The organism is Salmonella sp. NW1250 (genome assembly GCF_051812965.1).
Lineage (GTDB): Bacteria > Pseudomonadota > Gammaproteobacteria > Enterobacterales > Enterobacteriaceae > Salmonella > Salmonella enterica.
The window spans coordinates 373959-396125 of sequence record NZ_JAMNDD010000004.1; the positions used below are offsets into that span (position 1 = coordinate 373959).

Sequence of the window (22167 nt, forward strand, 5' to 3'; positions counted from 1 at the left end):
AGTTCGTCTCCCGTTCGCCGTCATCCGCTAAACACAATAAAAAAGGCGCCGGAGCGCCTTTTTTGATCAGAACAGTTCGTGTGTTTCACCATTATCAATAATGGTGGTTCCCACCTCGTGTACCGCCTGTTGTGTCGGCTGCGTGCCTTCGATGAAATACTCTTCACGGCTGTTACCGCCGCTCGCCAGTTGTCCGGTACTGCGGTCGATATTCACCGTGACGATGCCCGGCGGCGGCGTTAGCGGCTGTTCCGGCACGCCTTCCAGCACGGCTTTCATATAGGCGTCCCATGCAGGTTGCGCGCTCTTCGCGCCGCCCTCATAGCCGGAGATTTGATCTTTGATCGCGCCGGAAGCGGTAGTGCGGCCTAAATCACGGCGGTGATCGTCAAAGCCGATCCATACGGAAGTGACGACGCCAGGACCATAGCCGGAGAACCATGCGTCTTTCGAGCTGTTGGTTGTACCGGTTTTGCCGCCGATATCGCGACGTTTAAGATCGCGCGCCGCACGCCAGCCGGTACCCATCCAGCCGGGTTCGCCGAAGATATTGGTGTTCAGCGCGCTTTTGATCAGAAACGCCAGCGGCGTATTGATCACATGCGGCGCGTACTCCTGCGTGCCGTTTTGCGCGACCAGCGCCTGGTTTGCCTGTTCCAGCTCAGGCATCGGTACGGCGCTGTTTTGCTGCTCTTGCGAAACCGCGACCTCTTCCACATTGGTGTTTTCCAGCACGTCGGATTTCTGCGTATTGCCGTAAATGACAGGGATATCGCACTCCGGGCAGGCGATTTTCGGTTTCGCTTCGAAGATCACGCCGCCCTGATCGTTCTCAATCTTGCTGATGAAATACGGGTCGATCAGGAAACCGCCGTTCGCCATCACCGCATAACCGCGCGCAACCTGCATCGGCGTGAAGGAGGCGGAGCCCAGCGCCAGCGATTCGGTATGCACGATATTCTGCGCCGGGAAGCCGAAGCGTTGTAGATACTCCGCCGCATAGTCGACGCCCATGGCGCGCATGGCGCGTACCATCACCACGTTTTTCGACTGCCCCAGCCCCTGGCGTAAACGAATCGGTCCGGCGTACTGCGGCGGGGAGTTTTTCGGACGCCAGTCTGAACCTGCCCCGGCGTCCCAGCGGGAAATCGGCACATCGTTGAGCATACTGGCGAGCGTCAGCCCTTTATCCATTGCGGCGGTGTAGAGGAACGGTTTGATGTTCGACCCCACCTGACGCAAAGCTTGCGTCGCGCGGTTAAATTTACTCTGATTAAAATCGAAACCGCCGACCAGCGCCAGTACCGCGCCTGTTTGCGGGTTAAGCGAAACCAGCGCGGAGTTCACTTCCGGTACCTGCGCCAGCCACCAGTCGTTATCCACCTGACGAACCCAGATTTGCTGACCTGTCTGGACGACATCGGTAACTTTACGCGGCGTCGGCCCCTGCTGTGTATCCGAGCGGTAAGACCGCGCCCAACGCATTCCTTCCATATGTAGCGAAACGGACGTACCGTCGGCAAGCGCAGCGGTCGCCTCTTGCGGATTAGCGCTGGTGACCACGGCGGGAAGCAGCGGTCCGTAGGTCGGCAACGCTTTCAACGTATCGGTAATTTTTTTACTGTCCCACGCCGTTTCGCCCACTTTCCATAGCACATTCGCCGGGCCGCGATAACCGTGGCGCATGTCATAGTCCAGCACGTTATTACGCACCGCCTGTTGCGCGGCCTGCTGCACTTTGCGGGTGATGGTCGTGTAAATACGATAACCATCTTCATAGGCGCTTTCGCCATAACGGTTATACATTTCCTGGCGCACCATTTCCGACAGATAAGGCGCGGAGAAGGCGATTTCCGGCGCGTGATAATTTGCGTCGATAGGTTCGCTACGGGCCTGATCGTACTGCGCCTGAGTGATATATCCCTCGCTTAACATTCGCGAAAGCACTACGTTACGGCGCGCTATCGCCCGATCCATCGAGTAGAGCGGGTTAAAGGTAGAAGGCGCTTTAGGTAGCCCGGCGATAACCGCCATTTCGCTTAGACTAAGCTGATCGACCGTCTTACCAAAGTAGACCTGTGCCGCTGCGCCAACGCCATAGGCGCGGTAGCCGAGATAGATCTTGTTCAGATAGAGTTCGAGGATCTCATTTTTATTCAGCAACTGCTCAATACGAATCGCCAGAAACGCTTCCTTGATCTTGCGCATCAGCGTGCGTTCGGGGCTAAGGAAGAAGTTTCGCGCCAGTTGCTGGGTAATGGTACTTGCTCCCTGCGATGCGTGACCGGAGAAGAGCGCGACGCTGGCCGCACGGAAAATACCTACCGGGTCAATGCCGTGATGCTCATAAAAGCGGCTATCTTCGGTGGCGATAAAGGCGTTGATCATTTCCGGCGGAATTTGATCGAGCGTAACGGGAATACGACGTTTTTCGCCATATTGCGCGATAAGTTCGCCATCCGCGCTGTAAACCTGCATCGGAATTTGCAAACGCACATCTTTCAATGTCGCGACGTCAGGTAGCTGCGGCTCAATATAGCGATAAAGGCCATAAATCGAGCCTGCTCCCAGCAGGATGCAACATACTGCAAGGATCAATAAATACTTTACGAACTTCACTGGAGATTTCCCATTTAGTGTCATTTGGGCAGTTTATAAACAAACGCGCGGTAGTATAAAGGCAAGCCAGACGCATTGATATACCCGTTAACGCGACGGGTGATAAGGAGATCGACCGTTATGGCTTTTAAAACCTGGCAAATAGGATTGCATATTCAGCAGCATGAAGCGCTGGCCATCGCCGTTATTCGCGGCGCATCGGGCTGGTCCCTGCAACGTTGGTGGCGACTGCCGCTGATGAACGCCTCCACGGCAGAGGGTACGATTCCTGACCCGCAATCGCTGGCTCACGTACTGCGACCCTGGAGCCGTGAGCTGCCGCTACGTCACCGTATTTATCTCTCTTTTCCCGCAAATCGGACATTGCAACGCGCTTTTCCACATCCGCCGATGCGTCTGCGGGAACGTGAGCAAGTCGCATGGCTTTCACAAACGATGGCGCGTGAGCTGGATATGGATCCGGACTTATTGCGTTTCGACTTTCAGGACGATGCGCTGAGCCCTGCGTTCAACGTTACCGCCGTGCAAAGCAAAGAAATTTCAGAGCTGTTAACGCTGGCGCAAACGCTCAATGTGCGCATCGCTGCTGTAACGCCCGATGCCTGCGCGTTACAGCGCTTGCTGCCGTTTATACCTTCGGGGCGGCAATGTCTGGTCTGGCGCGATGAGAGCCAGTGGCTGTGGGCGACGCGCTATGCGTGGGGACGTAAATCGGCGCGCGATGCGACGACTCTGCATGACCTTGCCGCGACGTTATCCGTCGTGCCGGAACATATTTCGTTATGCGCCGAAGGCGAATTCGACCCCTGGCGCGCCGTTACCGTCCGCCAACCGCCGGTTCCGCCGGACGGTTATCGCTTTGCGATTGCGCTGGGTTTAGCCATAGGGGAGATACGCTGATGGCGCATTCTGTCAATTTGCTCCCCTGGCGGCGCCAACATTACGTAGCGCGTCTGCGGCTGTGGTGCGTGGTATGGGGCGCGTCCCTGCTGCTGATAGCAAGCCTCGCGACGATCGCCCGGTTGGTTTTTTGGCAGGAGGGGAGGATTAATGAACTGCTACTGACGGCGGAAAACGGACGCACGACGGCGCTTGCGGCGAACATACCGCAGTTGCAGCAGCGTCAGCGACAGCAACAGGCGCGATTACAACGTCAGGCGCAGCGTGAACTGACGCAAGCCTGGCAATCTATCTTGACTGACCTTGCCAACCTGTTGCCAGAGCAGGCATGGCTGACAAGCCTCAATTATCAGCAAGAGACGCTAGAGCTGGAAGGGCTGGCGAGAACGTTTGACGCCCTGCTCACGCTTGAGACATCACTTCGTCACTATGTCAGTTTTCCGCTAAACCGCACGGGCGCCACGCGGCAGGATGCGCAAGGGCGCTGGCAGTTCCATTATCAGTTAACGAGGAGCGCCGCCCGTGAACGCGCTCTTTGATATCTGGTACGGGATGTCGCGCCGTGGTCGGGTTTTCGGTTGGTGTGCAGGCGTGCTGTGCCTGACGCTGACGGTCGCGTTATCTGTGGGCTATCCCGGCTGGAAAACGCTGGATACGCAACAAACGCGGTTAAGCCAGCAGCGCGAGGCCGCCCGGCAACAGTGGCGTCATCTGCGCCGTCTGAGCGTCGCGGCTGAACCGCTTTTCGGGCGTACCGTGGAAAATCCGCGTCCTTTTTCGCCGTTAGATTTCCAGGCGCCTCCCCTGCGTTTGCTGCACTGGCAGCCATCGGCGCAGGGGGGAGAAATGGCGCTGAAAACGTCCTGGGATGCGGTGCCGTCGCTGTTTGTCCGGTTGGCCGAAAGCGAGATGAGCGTAAGTCGGTTTTCATTGCGTAGAGAGGGGGCGGAATTATTGATGACGCTGCAACTGGAGCGCCTGGCGAATGAAGGCTAGCCGCAGTGTATTGCTCTGTTTTTGTTTGCTGACGTTGACAGGAATGCGCGATCCCTTCCGCCCGCCGGAAGATCGCTGCCGGATAGCGGAACTCTCGCAGTGGCGGTATCAGGGCGCGGTGCGTAAAGGCGAGCGATGGACAGGCATTCTTAAAGACAGTCAGCAAAAATGGCGACGAGTGGAAGAAGGGCAGACGCTGGAAAACGGTTGGACGATTGTCCACCTGACGGCGGAAGCCTTAACGTTAACGACCGGTAAAAATTGTGCGCCGCCGCAGTGGCGGTGGCTACGTCAGGGAGCGGACAATGAAGCGATGGATAGCCATAATACTGATAGCCTTGATGCCCGCCGCGCAGGCGGGAAAAGCGGCGAAAGTGACGCTGGTGGTTGACGACGTCCCTGTGGTGCAGGTTTTGCAGACTTTAGCCGAACAGGAGCGGCAGAATCTGGTGGTGTCGCCGGACGTCAGCGGGACATTATCGCTACATCTGACGGATGTGCCGTGGAAACAGGCGCTACAGACGGTGGTCAATAGCGCTGGGCTGGTGCTGCGTCAGGAGGGGAATATTCTCCATGTTCATTCACAGGCCTGGCAGAAAGAACACAGTGCGCGGCAGGATGCCGAGCGGTTAAGGCTTCAGGCTAATTTACCGCTGGAAAACCGCAGCATTAGCCTGCAATACGCCGATGCCGCCGAACTGGCGAAAGCGGGCGAGAAACTCCTGAGCGCGAAGGGAACCATCATGGTAGATAAGCGCACCAACCGCATGCTGTTGCGCGATAACCGCGCGGCCCTGGCGGAGCTGGAAAAATGGGTATCGCAAATGGATCTGCCGGTGGCGCAGGTGGAACTGGCGGCGCATATCGTCACCATTAACGAAAAGAGTCTACGGGAACTGGGCGTAAAGTGGACGCTGGCTGACGCGACGCAAGCGGGCGCGGTGGGTGACGTGACGACGCTTTCCAGTGATTTATCCGTCGCCGCCGCCACCTCACGCGTCGGGTTTAACATCGGGCGCATTAACGGACGCTTGCTGGATCTGGAGCTGTCAGCGCTGGAGCAAAAGCAGCAGTTGGATATTATCGCCAGCCCCCGGCTGCTGGCTTCCCATCTGCAGCCAGCCAGTATCAAGCAAGGCAGCGAAATTCCTTATCAGGTTTCCAGCGGCGAAAGCGGCGCGACCTCCGTGGAATTTAAAGAAGCGGTGCTGGGAATGGAGGTGACGCCCACCGTTTTGCAAAAAGGGCGCATCCGCCTGAAGTTACATATCAGCCAGAATGTCCCCGGTCAGGTACTACAACAGGCTGACGGCGAAGTGCTGGCGATAGATAAACAGGAAATTGAAACGCAGGTAGAGGTAAAAAGCGGCGAGACGCTGGCGCTGGGCGGTATTTTTTCGCGAAAAAATAAATCGGGTAGCGATAGCGTGCCGCTGTTGGGGGATATTCCCTGGCTTGGTCAGCTCTTCCGCCATGACGGCAAAGAGGACGAGCGACGCGAATTAGTGGTGTTTATCACCCCCAGACTGGTGGCGACAGAATAATTTATGCATAAAAAAGCGCTGTTTTTGCACTGAACGCATCTGCGGGATTTGACGTGCGGATGTATTTAGCATACAAGGAGTACCGATTTGAGAGTCGTGCTTTTCGTTGCTTACGCATTGATTAATGCGCTTTGCCTTGCCTAAGGTGTGCATAAGACCGATGATAAACGGCTGAATGTCCGCTGATGCAGACGTATTGGTTCTGCGGATTGCGCACAATTGTTTGAAAGTAGAGCAATTTGTAGGCCGGATATGTTGTTCTGGCCGCCATCCGGCAACGCTAACTCGGGTTTTGCAACAATCAGGCTTGGTGATTTATTCAGTTGCCAAACCCGCTTGAGTATTGAGATAATTTTCAGTCTGACTCTCGCAATATCTTATGAGGTTTCAGTTCATGTCCTGCTGCGCTGGGTGTCTGTGAAGCGGGTTTACCATTAACGAATAGTCTTAGTAGTACCGAAAAAATGGCAGAGAAACGCAATATCTTTCTGGTTGGGCCTATGGGTGCCGGAAAAAGCACTATTGGGCGCCAGTTAGCTCAACAACTCAATATGGAATTTTACGATTCTGATCAAGAGATTGAGAAACGAACCGGAGCTGATGTGGGCTGGGTCTTCGATGTTGAAGGTGAAGACGGCTTCCGTAATCGTGAAGAAAAAGTTATCAACGAATTGACGGAAAAACAGGGTATTGTGCTGGCAACCGGCGGTGGCTCTGTAAAATCGCGTGAAACGCGTAACCGTCTCTCCGCGCGTGGCGTCGTGGTCTACCTTGAAACGACCATCGAAAAACAACTGGCGCGCACGCAGCGTGATAAAAAACGCCCGCTGTTGCAGGTTGAAGCGCCGCCTCGCGAAGTTCTGGAAGCGCTGGCTAACGAACGCAATCCGCTGTACGAAGAGATTGCCGACGTCACCATTCGCACCGACGATCAAAGCGCTAAGGTTGTGGCAAACCAGATTATTCATATGCTGGAAAGCAACTAATTCAAGCAGAATACGCTGGGTAAGCGGGCACAAGTAACTAAGGTGGATGTCGCGTCATGGAGAGGATTACAGTCACTCTCGGGGAACGTAGTTACCCGATCACCATCGCGGCTGGTTTGTTTAACGAACCAGCTTCATTCTTGCCGCTGAAATCAGGCGATCAGGTCATGTTAGTGACCAACGAAACCCTGGCGCCGCTTTATCTGGACAAGGTTCGCGGCGTACTCGAACGGGCGGGCGTTAACGTAGACAGCGTGATTCTTCCTGACGGCGAGCAGTATAAGAGCCTGACGGTACTGGATACGGTGTTTACGGCGTTACTGAAAAAACCGCATGGTCGTGATACCACGCTGGTCGCGCTTGGCGGCGGCGTGATTGGCGATCTCACCGGTTTTGCGGCGGCCAGCTACCAGCGAGGCGTTCGTTTCATCCAGGTGCCAACTACCTTACTGTCGCAGGTTGATTCTTCCGTGGGCGGGAAGACCGCCGTCAACCATCCCCTTGGCAAAAACATGATTGGCGCGTTTTACCAACCCGCTTCTGTGGTTGTCGATCTTGATTGCCTGAAAACGCTTCCCGCACGCGAACTGGCATCGGGACTGGCAGAGGTGATCAAATACGGCATTATACTCGACGCGGACTTCTTCACCTGGCTTGAGGGTAATCTGGATGCGCTATTGCGTCTGGACGGCCCGGCGATGGCGTACTGTATTCGTCGTTGTTGCGAGCTGAAAGCCGAAGTTGTTGCCGCCGACGAGCGTGAAGCGGGCTTACGTGCTTTACTGAATCTTGGACATACCTTTGGCCACGCCATTGAAGCGGAAATGGGATATGGCAATTGGTTACATGGTGAAGCCGTTGCCGCAGGTATAGTGATGGCTGCGCGCGCATCCGAGCGTTTGGGGCAGTTCAGTTCTGCTGATACGCAGCGCATCATCGCTCTACTCGAACGGGCCGGGTTGCCAGTCAATGGCCCTTGCGAGATGTCCGCGCAGGACTATTTGCCGCACATGCTGCGAGATAAAAAAGTGTTAGCGGGGGAGCTGCGTTTAGTGCTTCCGCTGGCCATAGGGAAAAGTGAAGTGCGCGGCGGAGTGTCGCACGAAGTCGTTCTTAGCGCGATTGCTGACTGTCAGCAGGCGTAACAACAAGAAAGGTCAGACTGATATTGCGTAGATGTCAGTCTTTTAGCTTCAGGTTATGTGCAATGTCGTAAGCATTAACCTTTGAGTGGGGTGTTAAATGGATGAATTCAAACCAGAAGACGAGCTGAAACCCGATCCCAGCGATCGTCGTACTGGTCGTTCTCGTCAATCTTCAGAACGCGATAATGAGCCGCAGATCAACTTTAATGACGTTGATCTGGACGCCGACGATCGCCGTCCGACGCGTACGCGTAAAGCGCGTAGTGAAGAACCTGAAGTTGAAGAAGAGTACGAATCCGATGAAGACGATACGGTGGACGAAGAGCGTGTTGAACGCCGTCCACGTAAGCGTAAAAAAGCGGCCCATAAGCCAGCCTCTCGTCAATACATGATGATGGGCGTTGGCGTGCTGGTGCTGCTGCTGTTGATTATCGGTATCGGCTCCGCGCTGAAAGCCCCCTCAACGTCTTCCAGCGAGCCGTCGGCCTCTGGCGAAAAGAGTATCGATCTTTCCGGTAACGCCGCCGATCAGGCGAATGTGACCCAGCCTGCGCCGGGCACCACCTCCGCAGAACAAACCGCGGGCAATACGTCGCAGGATATTTCTTTGCCGCCGATTTCTTCAACGCCGACGCAGGGACAGTCGCCTGTGGTCGCTGACGGTCAGCAGCGCGTGGAAGTGCAGGGCGATCTGAATAATGCGCTGACGCAGAATCCAGAGCAGATGAACAATGTTGCGGTGAATTCTACGTTGCCGACAGAGCCTGCAACCGTCGCGCCAGTTCGCAATGGCAGCACGACGCGTCAGGCGGCGGTTAGCGAACCTGCTGAGCGTCATACCACGCGTCCGGAACGTAAACAGGCCGTCATTGAACCTAAGAAACCGCAGACCACGGCGAAAACCACGACTGCGGAACCGAAGAAACCGGTCGCGCCAGTGAAACGCACGGAACCGGCAGCGCCAGCCGCGACGCCGAAAGCGACCACCACGACGGCTGCGCCGACAGCGACGGCAAGCGCTGCGCCGGTACAAACCGCGAAGCCAGCGCAAGCCTCGACGACGCCTGTCGCAGGCGGCGGGAAAAGCGCCGGCAACGTTGGCGCGTTAAAGAGCGCACCATCCAGCCACTACACATTGCAGCTCAGTAGTTCTTCAAATTACGACAACCTGAACGGTTGGGCGAAGAAAGAGAACCTGAAAAATTATGTGGTATACGAGACGACGCGTAATGGACAACCGTGGTATGTGCTGGTAACGGGGATGTATGCTTCGAAAGAAGATGCTAAACGTGCGGTGTCCACCTTACCTGCCGATGTGCAGGCGAAAAACCCGTGGGCAAAACCGTTGCATCAGGTTCAGGCCGATCTGAAATAATCCAGGCTGTGTCCTGCAATTGCCTGTGAGTGTCGCTGACAGCTATTTTTGTTCAGGACAGGCGCGAGGGGCGCATTTGCTACCGTCAAATGCGCCGTAAAGCAACGCGGCACAGCCTAAAGCGCAGGATGCTGTCGGAGCTTTCTCCACAGCCGGAGAAGGTGTAATTAGTTAGTCAGCATGAAAAAAAATCGCGCTTTTTTGAAGTGGGCAGGGGGAAAATACCCTCTGCTTGATGATATCAAACGACATTTGCCAAAAGGCGAGTGCCTTGTCGAACCTTTTGTGGGTGCCGGATCGGTGTTTCTTAACACCGACTTTTCTCGTTATATCCTCGCCGATATCAACAGCGACCTTATTAGCCTCTATAACATCGTGAAGTTACGTACTGACGAGTATGTACAGGCTTCGCGCGAGCTGTTTATGCCTGAAACTAACCAGGCTGAGGTCTATTACCAACTCCGCGAGGAGTTCAACACCTGCCAGGACCCCTTTCGTCGGGCGGTACTGTTTTTATATCTGAACCGCTACGGTTATAACGGACTCTGTCGCTATAACTTACGCGGGGAATTTAATGTACCGTTTGGTCGTTATAAAAGACCTTACTTCCCGGAAGCGGAGTTGTACCACTTTGCAGAAAAAGCGCAGAATGCGTTCTTTTACTGTGAGTCATACGCAGACAGTATGGCGCGTGCGGACAAGTCGTCGGTGGTCTATTGCGATCCGCCTTATGCGCCGCTGTCCGCCACGGCTAACTTCACAGCGTATCACACCAATAGTTTTAGCCTGACGCAACAAGCGCATCTGGCGGAAATCGCTGAGAATCTGGTCAGTAACCGGATACCGGTGCTCATTTCCAACCATGATACGGCGCTCACACGCGAGTGGTATCAACTCGCAAAATTGCATGTCGTCAAAGTTAGACGCAGTATAAGCAGCAACGGCGGTACACGTAAAAAGGTGGACGAACTGCTGGCTCTGTACCAACCAGGAGTCGCAACGCCTGCAAGAAAATAATTCTCAAGGAGAAGCGGATGAAACAGTATTTGATTGCCCCCTCAATTCTGTCGGCTGATTTTGCTCGCCTGGGTGAAGACACCGCCAAAGCGCTGGCTGCCGGTGCTGATGTTGTACACTTTGACGTCATGGATAATCACTATGTGCCGAACCTGACTATCGGCCCGATGGTGCTGAAATCCCTGCGTCAGTACGGTATTACCGCGCCTATTGATGTCCACCTGATGGTCAAGCCAGTCGACCGTATCGTGCCCGACTTTGCCGCCGCTGGCGCGAGCATCATTACTTTTCACCCGGAAGCCTCCGAACATGTTGACCGCACGCTACAGTTGATTAAAGAACACGGCTGTAAAGCGGGGCTGGTATTCAACCCGGCAACGTCGCTCAGTTATCTCGATTACGTCATGGACAAACTGGATGTGATCCTGCTGATGTCCGTGAACCCAGGCTTCGGCGGCCAGTCTTTTATTCCGCAGACGCTGGATAAACTGCGCGAAGTGCGTCGCCGCATTGATGCGTCCGGTTACGACATTCGCCTGGAAGTGGACGGCGGCGTGAAGGTGAACAATATCGGCGAGATCGCCGCAGCAGGCGCGGACATGTTTGTTGCGGGGTCGGCAATTTTCGATAAACCCGACTACAAAAAAGTGATTGATGAAATGCGCAGTGAGCTGGCAAAGGTAAGTCATGGATAAGTTGCAGAATATTCGGGGCGTCGCCTTTGATCTTGACGGTACGCTGGTGGATAGCGCGCCGGGTCTTGCCGCGGCGGTAGATATGGCGCTGTATGCGCTGGAACTGCCGGTTGCGGGCGAGGAGCGCGTGATTACCTGGATTGGTAACGGCGCAGACGTATTGATGGAACGCGCGCTGACCTGGGCTCGCGAGGAGCGCGCCACGCTGCGTAAGACGATGGGGAAACCGCCCGTTGATGAAGATATTCCTGCCGAGGAACAGGTACGCATTCTGCGTAAACTGTTCGACAGGTATTATGGCGAAGTGGCGGAAGAAGGCACCTTTTTATTTCCGCATGTCGCCGACACGCTGGGCGCGCTGCACGCCAGCGGATTGTCATTAGGTCTGGTGACGAATAAGCCGACGCCGTTCGTCGCGCCGTTGCTGGAATCGCTTGATATCGCCAAATACTTTAGTGTGGTTATCGGCGGCGATGATGTGCAAAATAAGAAGCCGCATCCGGAGCCGCTGTTGCTGGTGGCAAGCCGGCTGGGCATGATGCCGGAGCAGATGCTTTTTGTCGGCGATTCGCGTAATGATATTCAGGCTGCAAAAGCGGCGGGCTGCCCTTCGGTTGGCCTGACATACGGCTACAATTATGGCGAAGCGATCGCCCTTAGCGAGCCGGACGTCATTTATGACAGTTTTAACGATCTTTTGCCCGCACTTGGGCTTCCGCATAGCGATAACCAGGAAATAAAAAATGACTAAGCCCATCGTTTTTAGTGGCGCACAGCCCTCAGGTGAATTGACCATTGGCAACTATATGGGGGCATTGCGTCAGTGGGTAAACATGCAGGATGACTATCATTGCATCTACTGCATCGTAGACCAACATGCTATTACCGTGCGTCAGGACGCGCAGCAGCTACGTAAAGCGACGCTGGATACGCTGGCGCTGTACCTGGCATGTGGTATTGATCCTGAAAAGAGCACTATTTTCGTTCAGTCCCATGTGCCGGAACATGCGCAGCTTGGCTGGGCGCTGAACTGCTATACCTATTTCGGCGAGCTGAGCCGTATGACGCAGTTTAAAGATAAATCTGCGCGCTATGCGGAAAACATTAACGCCGGCCTGTTTGATTACCCGGTGCTGATGGCGGCAGACATCCTGTTGTACCAAACCAATCTGGTGCCGGTAGGCGAAGATCAGAAGCAGCATCTGGAACTGAGCCGCGATATCGCCCAGCGTTTTAACGGGCTGTATGGCGATATTTTCAAAGTACCGGAACCGTTTATTCCAAAATCCGGCGCGCGTGTGATGTCGCTGCTGGAGCCGACGAAGAAAATGTCCAAATCGGACGATAACCGTAATAACGTGATCGGCCTGCTGGAAGATCCGAAATCGGTAGTGAAGAAAATCAAACGTGCGGTCACTGACTCCGACGAGCCGCCGGTAGTGCGTTATGATGTGAAAGAGAAAGCGGGTGTCTCTAACCTGCTGGATATTCTTTCCGCCGTGACCGGTCAGAGCATTCCTGAACTGGAAAAACAGTTTGAAGGTAAAATGTATGGCCATTTGAAAGGCGAAGTGGCGGAGGCGGTTTCCGGAATGCTGTCTGAGTTGCAGGAGCGCTATCATCGTTTCCGCAACGACGAAGCGTTCTTGCAGAAGGTGATGAAAGACGGGGCGGAAAAAGCCAGCGCACGTGCGGCCGAAACGCTGAAAGCCGTTTACGAAGCCATTGGCTTTGTGGCGAAACCGTAACGGTAATTGCTTGCCCGATGGCGCTAGCTTATCGGGCCTACAAACGAGCGTAAGTTGGACAAGGCATCTGCGCCGTACCGTTTATCAGACCTGTAAAAAAACCGGGAAAATCCCGGTTTTTTTGTATCTGCGCAGTCGTTTCTATTATTGATCGGCAGCCGGGCCGCAACCGCCAATAATTTTAGAAATAGAAATTGCAGGGTGCAGCAAATAATCGTAGCTGCAGTTATTTTTTTTGTTTTCGATATGACCAGTACAAGCAGTGAGCGTCGCCAGAACCCCTGCCACAACGGCAATTTTTACAAATTTAAACATTTCAAAATCCTTGTTGATAAAACGAGCACTACTGATGGAATAAATATAAGATCTATTTAGCGTATAGTACGATAGCAATTAATGAATCATCCAGGTAGTCCAAATAAGGACTTTATCTTTACCAGGGGATATGATTTAAAAAGGCCGCTTAATAATAAGCGGCCTTTATTAGTGTTATATAATGTCGTTTATTTAACGAAATGTTTTCTTAACGTTAAGCATAAAGCCTTTATCGCTGATACCGTCTTCCTTCCACTGGTAGGCATCCAGATGTAGCGCGGTATCATTGCTGCTGTATTTCACGCCGATGGTTGCCAGACCATTAACGCCGCCGCCTTTTTGACCGTCATCCACGCCGAACGATTGACCCGCCGCACCCTGTAATGACGCTGTACGCTGGCTCTTGCTGTAGCTCAGGTTCGGGCCGCCTTCCAGGGTAGCGGTGGCGCTCCAGCCGTCTTTCCCGGCGTAATCCAGCTTCAGGCCGACAATAGAGTCTACCGCCGTTTCGTTGCCAGAGTTCATGGACAGGTTAAAATCTCCGGCGCTGCGCTCTTTGTAGCCATCTTCTATGGTGTGACGGAATTTCACCCCAGCATACGGCGTGACTTTCAGCGTATCACTCATCATGGTGAAAGTTTTCGCCCCTTCACTGCGAAACTCAAGGTACTGCTGACGCATGTCGGAATCGGCAAGTTTGTTGACATCGCCATAGGCGACAGAACGGCTGCTGTCGAGGTTGTGGACGTCATAACGCAGGCTGTTGTTCCACGCCAGACCTTCATCAAACGCCATGCTGTGCTTCAGGCCAAAGAACTGGCTATAGCCGCCGGTCAGGCCGTTATCGCCTGCGGTTTTCGAACCGTCGCCATCCAGACGCGCAATACCGTACTCCAGCGTCAGATTCTGGCTGGCGGTGAGATCCAACGTCTGGCGTAATGCCAGCATGTCGTACTGGGTGTCGTTGCCCAGCTCCGCACGTGGGTCGCCTTTCGCTACGACGTTGAACGCCAGACCATCTTTAATTTGCGGCGCGGCGTCGGCCAGCATGGTAAAGCGGTTGCTGAGTACACGCGCTTCACGGAATACCGTGGTGGCTTGAGCACCGCTCACCTGCTTGAGTGCGCTGTTCAGCTCGGCGGTAGTACCCACGTTAAGGCTGGTGTACAGCTCGTTGTTGGTGTAACCGGCGTCCAGCGCCTGCGCCACGTCGCTTACCGAGCTGTCGGTCGCCACATCGGCATAGGCGTTTTTAGTCATGGTGACGTCAACGTTGCCGTTGGCATCCTGGCTACCCTGGGCGTTCCAGACTACGGAAGTGGACTGAATCGCGCCTGCGTCGGACAGGTTGCTGCCCTCAACCACGTTGTCAAAGCTGACGGTGGTGTCGGCGGTGCCTGCGGTGAACCCGGTGTTAATTTCCACACCGTTCATGCTGGCGTTGCTGACCTTAAGCTTACCGGCGCTGCCGTCGGCGTTAGTGCCAACCACATAACCGTTCAGGTTGTTGGACGTGCCATCGGTGGTGGAGCCGGAAGTCATGTTACCGTCAGGTTCAACCGGCGTTCCCGGCAACGTATAGTCGGCATAATGCGCCTCATCGCTGTTGCCGTTATTACCGTTTGTCCCTTCGACGTTAACGCTGTCACCCTGTTTAATGAGGCCGGAACCCGTCACGTTATCGTCAATGACGACCGTACCGTTATTGACCACATGACCTGCGCCCGCCACGCTGAACGCGTAAGAGTTATTGGCGTGAATATTAATCGTGCCGTTGTTCTCAATAACCGCGTCGGCGGTGGCATTTTTATCCAGCGCCATCGCCACCATGCCCGTGTCGGTGGTGCCTTCTGTACCCAGTTCAATGGTGCCGTTGTTGACCAGTTGCGCATTTTTGCCGCCATACATACCGTAAGCGTTATTACCGCTGATATTCATGGTGCCGTCATTGACCGCCACGTAATTGCTGTTGGCAGAAAAATCTACCGCGCGGCCATTATCCGCATCGTAGTTGATAACGCCGTTTGACTGGTTCCAGAAGAACGCGTGTTGATCCGGCGCGCTGCTTGCGCCACCGGCCGCATAAGCCAGTGTCGCCGTGGTAGCATTGACCGTACCGTCATTGATGAATGTAGCGCCTGCGCCCCAATAGTTAATCGCCCCCTTATTGGAGGTTGCCGTAAGATCCATCGTCCCTGTGTTATACAGCGTTCCGTTATTCGGATTCAGGTGAATGGCGTTTTTGTTGTTATCAAGGATCAGCGTGCCGGTATTAAAGAATTGTGCGTAATCGTTAATTTCCAGCATTGAGGCGTTGGTCGCGTCTGTTGCGGAGCCAAGCTGGAAGGTACCATCGTTGATGATGGCGCTATTCGCACCGGTGACTTTGGCGCCGGAGGTCATGGTGCCATCCGTGCCGTTAGTTAATACGCCGCCGGTCGTCAGGCTACGGCTGTCAATGGTGCCATTATTAACGATATCGCCGCCATTTTGCGTCAGTTTACCGCTTATGGTGCCATCATTGACAAGGTTACCGGATACCTTGGTATCGCTATTGATAACACCGCTGTCGTTGTTGGTCAGCGTGCCGCTATCCAGGACTGTGATTGGCTTGCCGCTGACCTCTCCGGCATTATTGACGTTCCCTGTCACCACGGCGTTATTTTCAAGCGTGGTGCTTGTTCCGGCATCGGCAATAGTTGCGCCATCCGTGTAAGGGATTGAAACGTCACCGTTTGTTGGATTGTACTCTTCACTGTTTTGGCAATCGTCGCCAAAGCAGACCTGGCCATAGTTAATAATCAGGCCACTGCCGTCGGTCAGGAAGGGCTGGCCGTAATCGGCATCAATATTGATGATGCCGCTGGTGTCATTGATGACGGTGCCGCCGCTGAGCGCCGCCATCCCGACCAACTCGTTTGCCTGGCCGGTAACGCCGTCATCGGCGGTCAGGGTGATTACGCCCTGGTTAATGGCGGTACCGCCGTTGAGCGCCATCATGCCGAACCCGGCGTTGTTAACGGTAATGGTGCCGGTGTTGATAGCGGTGGCGTCGCCATAACCGCCATCGGTGGAGCCCGCTACCATTGCGGAACTGGTGACATAAAGTTGCGGCGGCGCCCAGTAAGTTTTGTCGGTGATATGGTTTTCATCATCCAGCGTCGGGACTAAACCGTCCAGGTAAATATCCCCGGCATTGGACGCCGTGCCTTTACTGGCGGATACGCCATATACTCCTGCGCCCTGCAAATATATGTGGGCGCCGGCATCGTTACTCACCTCGCCGTAACCCTCCGCCAGCATGGCGTAAAGCGTGTTGTTGCGCCACGCAAGCGGGAATCCGAATGCGCCACCATCCACAACCGGAGTTAATGACGACACTACCGTGATGGTTCCTCCCGTTTCATTGTTGAACGTGGAGCCCTGGCCATTGGCGGCGGTGATTGCATTACGGTTATCCTCACCGGTTGTGGCATAGGCGGTAATATCGCCGCTGTTTCCTCCCTGTGCGCCGCTGTTCGCCAGCAACAAAGAGACCGCGCCATTATCCACGATCGTTCCCTGATTATTGATCGTGGAGCCCTGACCCGTGGCGGTTAAGAGCGCATTTTCCATGTAATAACCAGCAGGCAGAAGTGTGCTGTTGACATTAATCGTTGAGCTTTGGTCTAACGTTAAGTTGCCGCCGTTTTGCACATAGGCCAGCGTCACCGCGCCGCCGGTGACGCTGGTAATATCAAGCGTGGACTGACCGCTTAGCGTTACGCTGCTGTCGCCGTTGATATTTATGCCGACAACGGGCGATTCGATGCCATCAGCATCCTGGGTGTAGTTGATATTAATACCGCCAGTTAAGTCCACGGAATTACCATCACCCGTTACACTAAGGCCAACGGCATTCAGATATTGCCCGTCTACATTACTCATATCGCTGACGTTAATGTTGAGCGTGCCGGTGAGATCCACCTGATTATTGTCGCCGCTGACGGACATCCCCTGTAGGGTATCAGTGCTGCCAGCCATCACGCTGTCGTTGTCATAATCGCCGTTGACTGTGACGTTACCGACAATATCCAGCGTGTTGTTATCCCCCGTAATGTCGATACCCGTTGCGCCACGATAGACGCTATCGCTGTCTTCGACGGCGGTTACATTGATATCGCCATCCAGCGTAACCTGTGACATATCTCCGCTCACCTGCGTACCGGTGCCGTTAAGGCTGACGTCGATATCCCCTTTATTTTTGAAGGTATTTTTTTCGCCTGCAATCACAAAACCCACCGAGTCCGCATCATGCACGGTGGCGTTGCCGGTATTTTTTGCTTCATTTCCGGTGCCGTAGGTGATGATACCCATCGCGCCGTCGGTGACCAGCAGATCGCCCGCCTGGGTCAGGCTGCCGTTGTCGCCATTGATAACTACAGCGGCAGAGTCCGCGCCATCCACCGCGATATCGCCGGTATTGGTGATATGGGCATCGTCGCCGTCAATGCGCGTACCGACGGCGCCGTCAGAGATAGTTTGATTACCTTCGTTGATAACGAGCGCGTTGTCGCCATCGATATACAGCGCCGTGGTGTCTGCGCCGCTGACGGTGGTGCTCCCGGCGTTATCGATAACCACGTCGTCGCCGGTAATGTGGGCGCCGGTGCCGCCGTCGGTGATGGTCATATCACCGTCGTTGTTGACGCGGGCGTTATTGCCGTTAATGACGGTGCCGGTGGAGCCTGCGCCGCTGATGTCAGAGGTACCGGTATTCTTAATCGTGGCGTTGTCGCCGTCGATGATGATGGCGGTGCCGCCGCCGCTCACGGCAATGTCACCGGCGAAATTGGTGGTGGTGCCGTTGCCGGAAATCAGCGCGCCGGTGGCGTTGTCCACCGTTGAGTGGCCCGAAATGGTGTTGGTGGTGCCGTCGCCGGAGATAACCATGCCGGTGGCGCCGTCGGTCACACTGGAGTCCCCGGTGAGCGTGTTGACGGTTCTATCGCCGGAAATAATCACGCCGGTGCGATCCTGGCCGCTGATATCCATGCCGCGATCGGAATTATGCGCCTGGTCATCGCCGCTGATAACGGTGGTTTTATCGTCGGCAATAATCAGATAGCCACGGCTGTCGTACTTCCAGTAGAGACCGTTTTCCTGGGTGCCTTCAATCACGGCGGCATTGGCGTCGGTCACGTCCCAGTCGGTGACGTTCAGCGTTTTGCCGTCCGCGGTGGTGAGCTGCCACTGGTTGTCCTGTTCTGAATAATTCCACACGGCACCCTCGAGAACGCTGCCGTTATCCAGTTTGAAGCTATCGAAGGTCAGGGTGTCTTTGCCTTTATCGATGGTGACGCCGTTGCTGAAGGTAATAACCGAGTCATCCGGGGGCGTGTCGTCGTCATCGCCGCTATCATCGGGCGGGGTTACATCGTCATCGCCGCTATCATCGGGCGGGGTCACATCGTCATCGCCGCTATCGTCGGGCGGGGTTACATCGTCATCGCCGCTATCGTCGGGCGGGGTTACATCGTCATCGCCGCTATCGTCAGGCGGGGTTACATCGTCATCGCCGCTATCGTCGGGCGGGGTTACATCGTCATCGCCGCTATCATCAGGCGGGGTTACATCGTCATCGCCGCTATCGTCGGGCGGGGTTACATCGTCATCGCCGCTATCGTCGGGTGGGGTCACATCGTCATCGCCGCTATCGTCGGGTGGGGTCACATCATCATCGCCGCTATCATCGGGTGGGATCACATTGTCATCGCCGCCATCGTCAGGCGGGGTGACGTTGCCGCCATCGTCGGGTGGGGTAACGTCGCCGCCATTATCGGGCGTAGGGGGGGTATAAGAATGATTAGAATCTCCGCCACCGTTATTTTCAACGCCAATAGCCACACCTGCGACCAGTGCAGCAACGCCGCCAGCAACCCAGCCCCAGTGATTATCATTTTCAGGTGTAGCAAGGCAGGTCGGTGAGAGTTTTGCGCGTTTTTCTTTAGGCAGGGAGGAGATATTACTGGGACATTCTTTTTCATCATCGTTATTTTCTGCGGCGATGGCCGGAATGTAATAACTTTGTAGCGTTAAAGCGATAGCGATAGAAATAAGTTTTTTCTTTTGCATAGGGTTCATCCTTAATTAATATTTTCCTTGCGTACTAAACATATGCAGAGAGCGATACAGGCAATGATGAAATGGCCAGAAGAAAAATTATGCTTTAGTGTTTATTTTATCACCCGATAACCAGGTCAGGTCAAATTGAGTGCTTAACGGTGTTATTTATTGTATGAATGAATAAGAGGTGAATTTGACGAATAAAAGGGTTTTTAGGCAGAATTATTACTATTTAAATTTTTCTGGTGTATTTAAAGTTGATTTCTTAATTCACTTTTAAGTAAAAATAATTTGAGATTACGAGTAGTTGTAAAATAAAGCCCTGTTATTCAGGGCTTTATTTTAATTAATAATTAGAGAACCAATTTAATTTATCGCGTAAGCCAACGACCCGGCCAACGATAATCAGCGCCGGGCTTTCAACCTGTTGCGCTAATTCACCAAGCTGCGTCAGCACACCGTGGACGACGCGTTGCTTCACAGAGGTACCGTTTTCTACCAGCGCAACCGGCATATCGGCCTGCATACCGAATGCGATCAGTTTTTCCTGGATAGTCGCTGCCTGATTCAGCCCCATGTAGAACACCAGCGTCTGTTTTTCTGCCGCCAGGTTTTCCCAGTCCAGCTCGCCGCCGGTTTTCAGGTGACCCGTGACCAGACGTACGCTCTGTGCGTAATCGCGATGGGTTAGCGGAATACCGGAGTAGGCGGAGCAGCCGGAAGCCGCGGTAATCCCCGGCACTACCGAGAAAGGAATACCGGCATGACACAGCGTTTCCAGCTCTTCGCCGCCGCGACCAAAGATAAAGGGATCGCCGCCTTTCAGGCGTACCACGCGTTTACCTTTTTGCGCTTCACGCAGCAGGATCTGGTTGATTTCCTCCTGTGGGACGCAGTGGTAACCCGCGCGTTTCCCCACAAAGACCCGATCGGCATCGCGGCGTACCAGGTTCATAATGTCGTCGGAGACGAGGCGATCGTAAACCACGATATCCGCCTGTTGGATTTGTTGTAACCCTTTCAGCGTCAGCAGTCCGGCATCGCCCGGCCCGGCGCCGACCAGCACGACTTCGCCACGGTGATCCAGCGGTTCGCTAAACAGGCGTTCGGTTGTCGCGTTAACCGCTTTCTCATCGGCATTCGCCAGCGACTGCGCCAGCCGGTCATTGACGAAAAATTTTTCCCAGAAGCGACGACGTTCGCCCATCGTGGCAAACTGCTTTTTCACTCGGGCGCGGAGTTGCCCGGCATAGCGCGCGACCTGCCCCAGATGCTGCGGCAGCAGCGATTCCAGTTTCTCGCGCAGCAGACGCGCCAGCACTGGGGAAGTGCCGCCCGAGGAGACGGCGACCATCAGCGGCGAGCGGTCAATAATGGAGGGCATGATAAAGCTGGCGGCTTTCGGCGCATCCACCACGTTGCAGAAGATACGGCGTGACTCCGCCGCGTCGCTGACGCGCTGGTTGACGGTATCGTCGTCGGTGGCCGCGATCGCCAGCCAACACGAGTCGAGAAGTGCTTCGTCGAACGGTCCCTCAACCAGAGTCAACATGCCTTCATTTGCCCATACGGTGAACTGTGGAATAAAGGTTAGCGCATTGACCGTTAAACGTGCGCCTGCTTCCAGCAGTAACCGTGCTTTGCGTTCTGCGACATCGCCACCGCCGACGATCAGACAGTCGCGGTCGCGTAATTGACAAAATATAGGCAAATGGTCCACGACATTACCCCTTAATGGTTAGCTGTAACCTTAATTTGGTTGGTTTTTTGCGGAACAGGACGCTCCGATTTCGGCGTAGCATACCAATAACCCAATCCCATGAACACGACGCCGGACAAAGTATTACCCAGAGTGACCCATAACAGGTTGTGTCCGATTCCGGACAGGGTATAGGCGTCGCTGTGATGACCAAACCAGGAGAGGGCAAACAGCGTCATATTCGCGACGGAGTGCTCGTAGCCGGAAGCGATAAACGCCAGCAGACACCACCAGATAGCAAGAAATTTTGCCGTGCCTTCGGTGCGGATTGCCATCCAGATTGCCAGACAAACCAGCCAGTTACACAGCGCGCCTTTGAAGAACAGTACCGTGGCGGGTGCGGTGGTTTTCGCCAGCGCGACTGAGTGAACGATGCTGGTATCTACCGGCAACAAACTGCCGCCGCCCCAGCTGTAAAGCAGGGCGACAAACACGGAACCGACCAGGTTGCCGAGCCAGGTTTGCGGCAGGATAGCCCACATTTGACCGTGGCTGATAGTGCCTGCTTTGACGCCTAGCGTCAGGAACATGGTGTGGCCGGTAAACAGTTCGGAACCGGCGATGATGACCAGCGTTAAGGCGATACCGAAGGTCGCTCCCATTACCAAAGGACGCACGGACGGGTCGAGCAGATTGCCGAGGGTGAAAATAAGAATGATGCCGAGACCGACATAAGCCCCGGCCATTGCCGAACTGACCCAGAAGCCGAGCGGATTATTCGCCGACAGGCGTGCGATGCGCGCAGCGTTAGCCGCACACTTGTTGATAGTGTCTGTAAACATTTGATTATCCTTTTCTCACTTCATCCTTTGCACTGCCTCTTTGTTGGCTGCCCTCGCTCACCCCAGTCACATAGTGAACTATGCTCCTGGGGATTAATGAGGGACATCCTTGTCCCTCACCGAAGGCAGCCAGCGGCTGTTCAAATTCGTTCCTGACGAATTTGTTGCTCAGTTGCCGCCG

General features: G+C 54.6%; 17 protein-coding genes. 12 read left to right on the forward strand and 5 right to left on the reverse strand.

From position 1 onward, the window contains the following. Positions 1-66: 66 nt before the first annotated feature. Positions 67-2619, reverse strand: a complete 2553-nt coding sequence (gene mrcA, locus NBA72_RS09600) for a peptidoglycan glycosyltransferase/peptidoglycan DD-transpeptidase MrcA (protein ID WP_042948443.1) — start codon at positions 2617-2619, stop codon at positions 67-69. 120 nt (positions 2620-2739) lie between these two features. On the opposite strand from mrcA, the gene NBA72_RS09605 reads away from it, so the two are divergent. The 12 genes from NBA72_RS09605 to trpS all read left to right on the forward strand — a co-directional run bounded on the left by NBA72_RS09605 (position 2740) and on the right by trpS (position 13025). After that, entirely contained in the window at positions 2740-3519 is a 780-nt protein-coding gene (locus NBA72_RS09605; RefSeq protein WP_023202839.1) for a hypothetical protein, read from the forward strand. Continuing rightward, positions 3519-4058 (forward strand): PilN domain-containing protein, encoded by a 540-nt coding sequence (locus NBA72_RS09610; protein ID WP_000951390.1) that lies wholly within the window; start codon positions 3519-3521, stop codon positions 4056-4058. Before NBA72_RS09605 ends, NBA72_RS09610 begins: the two co-directional genes overlap by 1 nt. After that, positions 4042-4515: a HofO family protein gene (locus NBA72_RS09615; protein WP_023195928.1), complete on the forward strand. Its 474-nt coding sequence runs from the start codon at positions 4042-4044 to the stop codon at positions 4513-4515. Before NBA72_RS09610 ends, NBA72_RS09615 begins: the two co-directional genes overlap by 17 nt. After that, complete coding sequence (locus NBA72_RS09620) at positions 4505-4906, forward strand: HofP DNA utilization family protein (RefSeq protein ID WP_023195929.1); 402 nt, start codon at positions 4505-4507, stop codon at positions 4904-4906. Before NBA72_RS09615 ends, NBA72_RS09620 begins: the two co-directional genes overlap by 11 nt. Further along, positions 4821-6059, forward strand: a complete 1239-nt coding sequence (hofQ, locus tag NBA72_RS09625; RefSeq protein ID WP_023195930.1) for a DNA uptake porin HofQ — start codon at positions 4821-4823, stop codon at positions 6057-6059. The genes NBA72_RS09620 and hofQ overlap by 86 nt, the downstream gene beginning before the upstream one ends. Positions 6060-6523: 464 nt before the next feature. Further along, positions 6524-7045, forward strand: coding sequence for a shikimate kinase AroK (gene aroK, locus NBA72_RS09630; protein ID WP_000818621.1), 522 nt, complete (start codon positions 6524-6526; stop codon positions 7043-7045). A 56-nt stretch (positions 7046-7101) separates the two neighbouring features. Then, positions 7102-8190 carry a 3-dehydroquinate synthase gene (gene aroB, locus NBA72_RS09635; protein WP_000439824.1) on the forward strand — a complete coding sequence of 363 codons (1089 nt, stop codon included), beginning with the start codon at positions 7102-7104 and terminating at the stop codon, positions 8188-8190. Between the two features lie 97 nt (positions 8191-8287). Beyond that, complete coding sequence (damX, locus tag NBA72_RS09640; protein ID WP_042948441.1) at positions 8288-9565, forward strand: cell division protein DamX; 1278 nt, start codon at positions 8288-8290, stop codon at positions 9563-9565. 180 nt (positions 9566-9745) lie between these two features. Then, complete coding sequence (dam, locus tag NBA72_RS09645; protein WP_000742132.1) at positions 9746-10582, forward strand: adenine-specific DNA-methyltransferase; 837 nt, start codon at positions 9746-9748, stop codon at positions 10580-10582. Positions 10583-10599: 17 nt separating this feature from the next. Further along, on the forward strand, positions 10600-11277 hold the full coding sequence (gene rpe, locus NBA72_RS09650; RefSeq protein WP_000816286.1) for a ribulose-phosphate 3-epimerase: 678 nt from the start codon (positions 10600-10602) through the stop codon (positions 11275-11277). After that, positions 11270-12028, forward strand: coding sequence for a phosphoglycolate phosphatase (gene gph, locus NBA72_RS09655; RefSeq protein ID WP_000359652.1), 759 nt, complete (start codon positions 11270-11272; stop codon positions 12026-12028). The genes rpe and gph overlap by 8 nt, the downstream gene beginning before the upstream one ends. Next, complete coding sequence (gene trpS, locus NBA72_RS09660; protein WP_000165562.1) at positions 12021-13025, forward strand: tryptophan--tRNA ligase; 1005 nt, start codon at positions 12021-12023, stop codon at positions 13023-13025. Before gph ends, trpS begins: the two co-directional genes overlap by 8 nt. Positions 13026-13169: 144 nt before the next feature. Here the strand turns inward: trpS and NBA72_RS09665 are convergent, their stop codons facing one another. The 4 genes from NBA72_RS09665 to nirC form a co-directional block, all read right to left on the reverse strand. Beyond that, positions 13170-13340, reverse strand: coding sequence for a YhfL family protein (locus NBA72_RS09665; RefSeq protein ID WP_000472323.1), 171 nt, complete (start codon positions 13338-13340; stop codon positions 13170-13172). A 192-nt stretch (positions 13341-13532) separates the two neighbouring features. Further along, positions 13533-19454, reverse strand: a complete 5922-nt coding sequence (locus NBA72_RS09670) for an autotransporter adhesin BigA (RefSeq protein WP_439004991.1) — start codon at positions 19452-19454, stop codon at positions 13533-13535. 337 nt (positions 19455-19791) lie between these two features. Further along, positions 19792-21165 carry a siroheme synthase CysG gene (gene cysG / locus NBA72_RS09675; protein WP_020899313.1) on the reverse strand — a complete coding sequence of 458 codons (1374 nt, stop codon included), beginning with the start codon at positions 21163-21165 and terminating at the stop codon, positions 19792-19794. A gap of 11 nt (positions 21166-21176) precedes the next feature. Further along, complete coding sequence (gene nirC, locus NBA72_RS09680; protein WP_000493576.1) at positions 21177-21986, reverse strand: nitrite transporter NirC; 810 nt, start codon at positions 21984-21986, stop codon at positions 21177-21179. Between the last annotated feature and the right edge of the window lie 181 nt (positions 21987-22167).

Excerpts from the sequence above, each read along its gene's own strand:
- NBA72_RS09605 (WP_023202839.1), top strand. The coding sequence starts at position 2,740 with ATGGCTTTTAAAACCTGGCAAATAGGATTGCATATTCAGCAGCATGAA.
- NBA72_RS09610 (WP_000951390.1), top strand. The coding sequence starts at position 3,519 with ATGGCGCATTCTGTCAATTTGCTCCCCTGGCGGCGCCAACATTACGTA.
- NBA72_RS09620 (WP_023195929.1), top strand. The coding sequence starts at position 4,505 with ATGAAGGCTAGCCGCAGTGTATTGCTCTGTTTTTGTTTGCTGACGTTG.
- hofQ (WP_023195930.1), top strand. The coding sequence starts at position 4,821 with ATGAAGCGATGGATAGCCATAATACTGATAGCCTTGATGCCCGCCGCG.
- aroK (WP_000818621.1), top strand. The coding sequence starts at position 6,524 with ATGGCAGAGAAACGCAATATCTTTCTGGTTGGGCCTATGGGTGCCGGA.
- aroB (WP_000439824.1), top strand. The coding sequence starts at position 7,102 with ATGGAGAGGATTACAGTCACTCTCGGGGAACGTAGTTACCCGATCACC.
- damX (WP_042948441.1), top strand. The coding sequence starts at position 8,288 with ATGGATGAATTCAAACCAGAAGACGAGCTGAAACCCGATCCCAGCGAT.
- dam (WP_000742132.1), top strand. The coding sequence starts at position 9,746 with ATGAAAAAAAATCGCGCTTTTTTGAAGTGGGCAGGGGGAAAATACCCT.
- rpe (WP_000816286.1), top strand. The coding sequence starts at position 10,600 with ATGAAACAGTATTTGATTGCCCCCTCAATTCTGTCGGCTGATTTTGCT.
- gph (WP_000359652.1), top strand. The coding sequence starts at position 11,270 with ATGGATAAGTTGCAGAATATTCGGGGCGTCGCCTTTGATCTTGACGGT.
- trpS (WP_000165562.1), top strand. The coding sequence starts at position 12,021 with ATGACTAAGCCCATCGTTTTTAGTGGCGCACAGCCCTCAGGTGAATTG.
- NBA72_RS09665 (WP_000472323.1), bottom strand. The coding sequence starts at position 13,340 with ATGTTTAAATTTGTAAAAATTGCCGTTGTGGCAGGGGTTCTGGCGACG.
- NBA72_RS09670 (WP_439004991.1), bottom strand. The coding sequence starts at position 19,454 with ATGCAAAAGAAAAAACTTATTTCTATCGCTATCGCTTTAACGCTACAA.
- nirC (WP_000493576.1), bottom strand. The coding sequence starts at position 21,986 with ATGTTTACAGACACTATCAACAAGTGTGCGGCTAACGCTGCGCGCATC.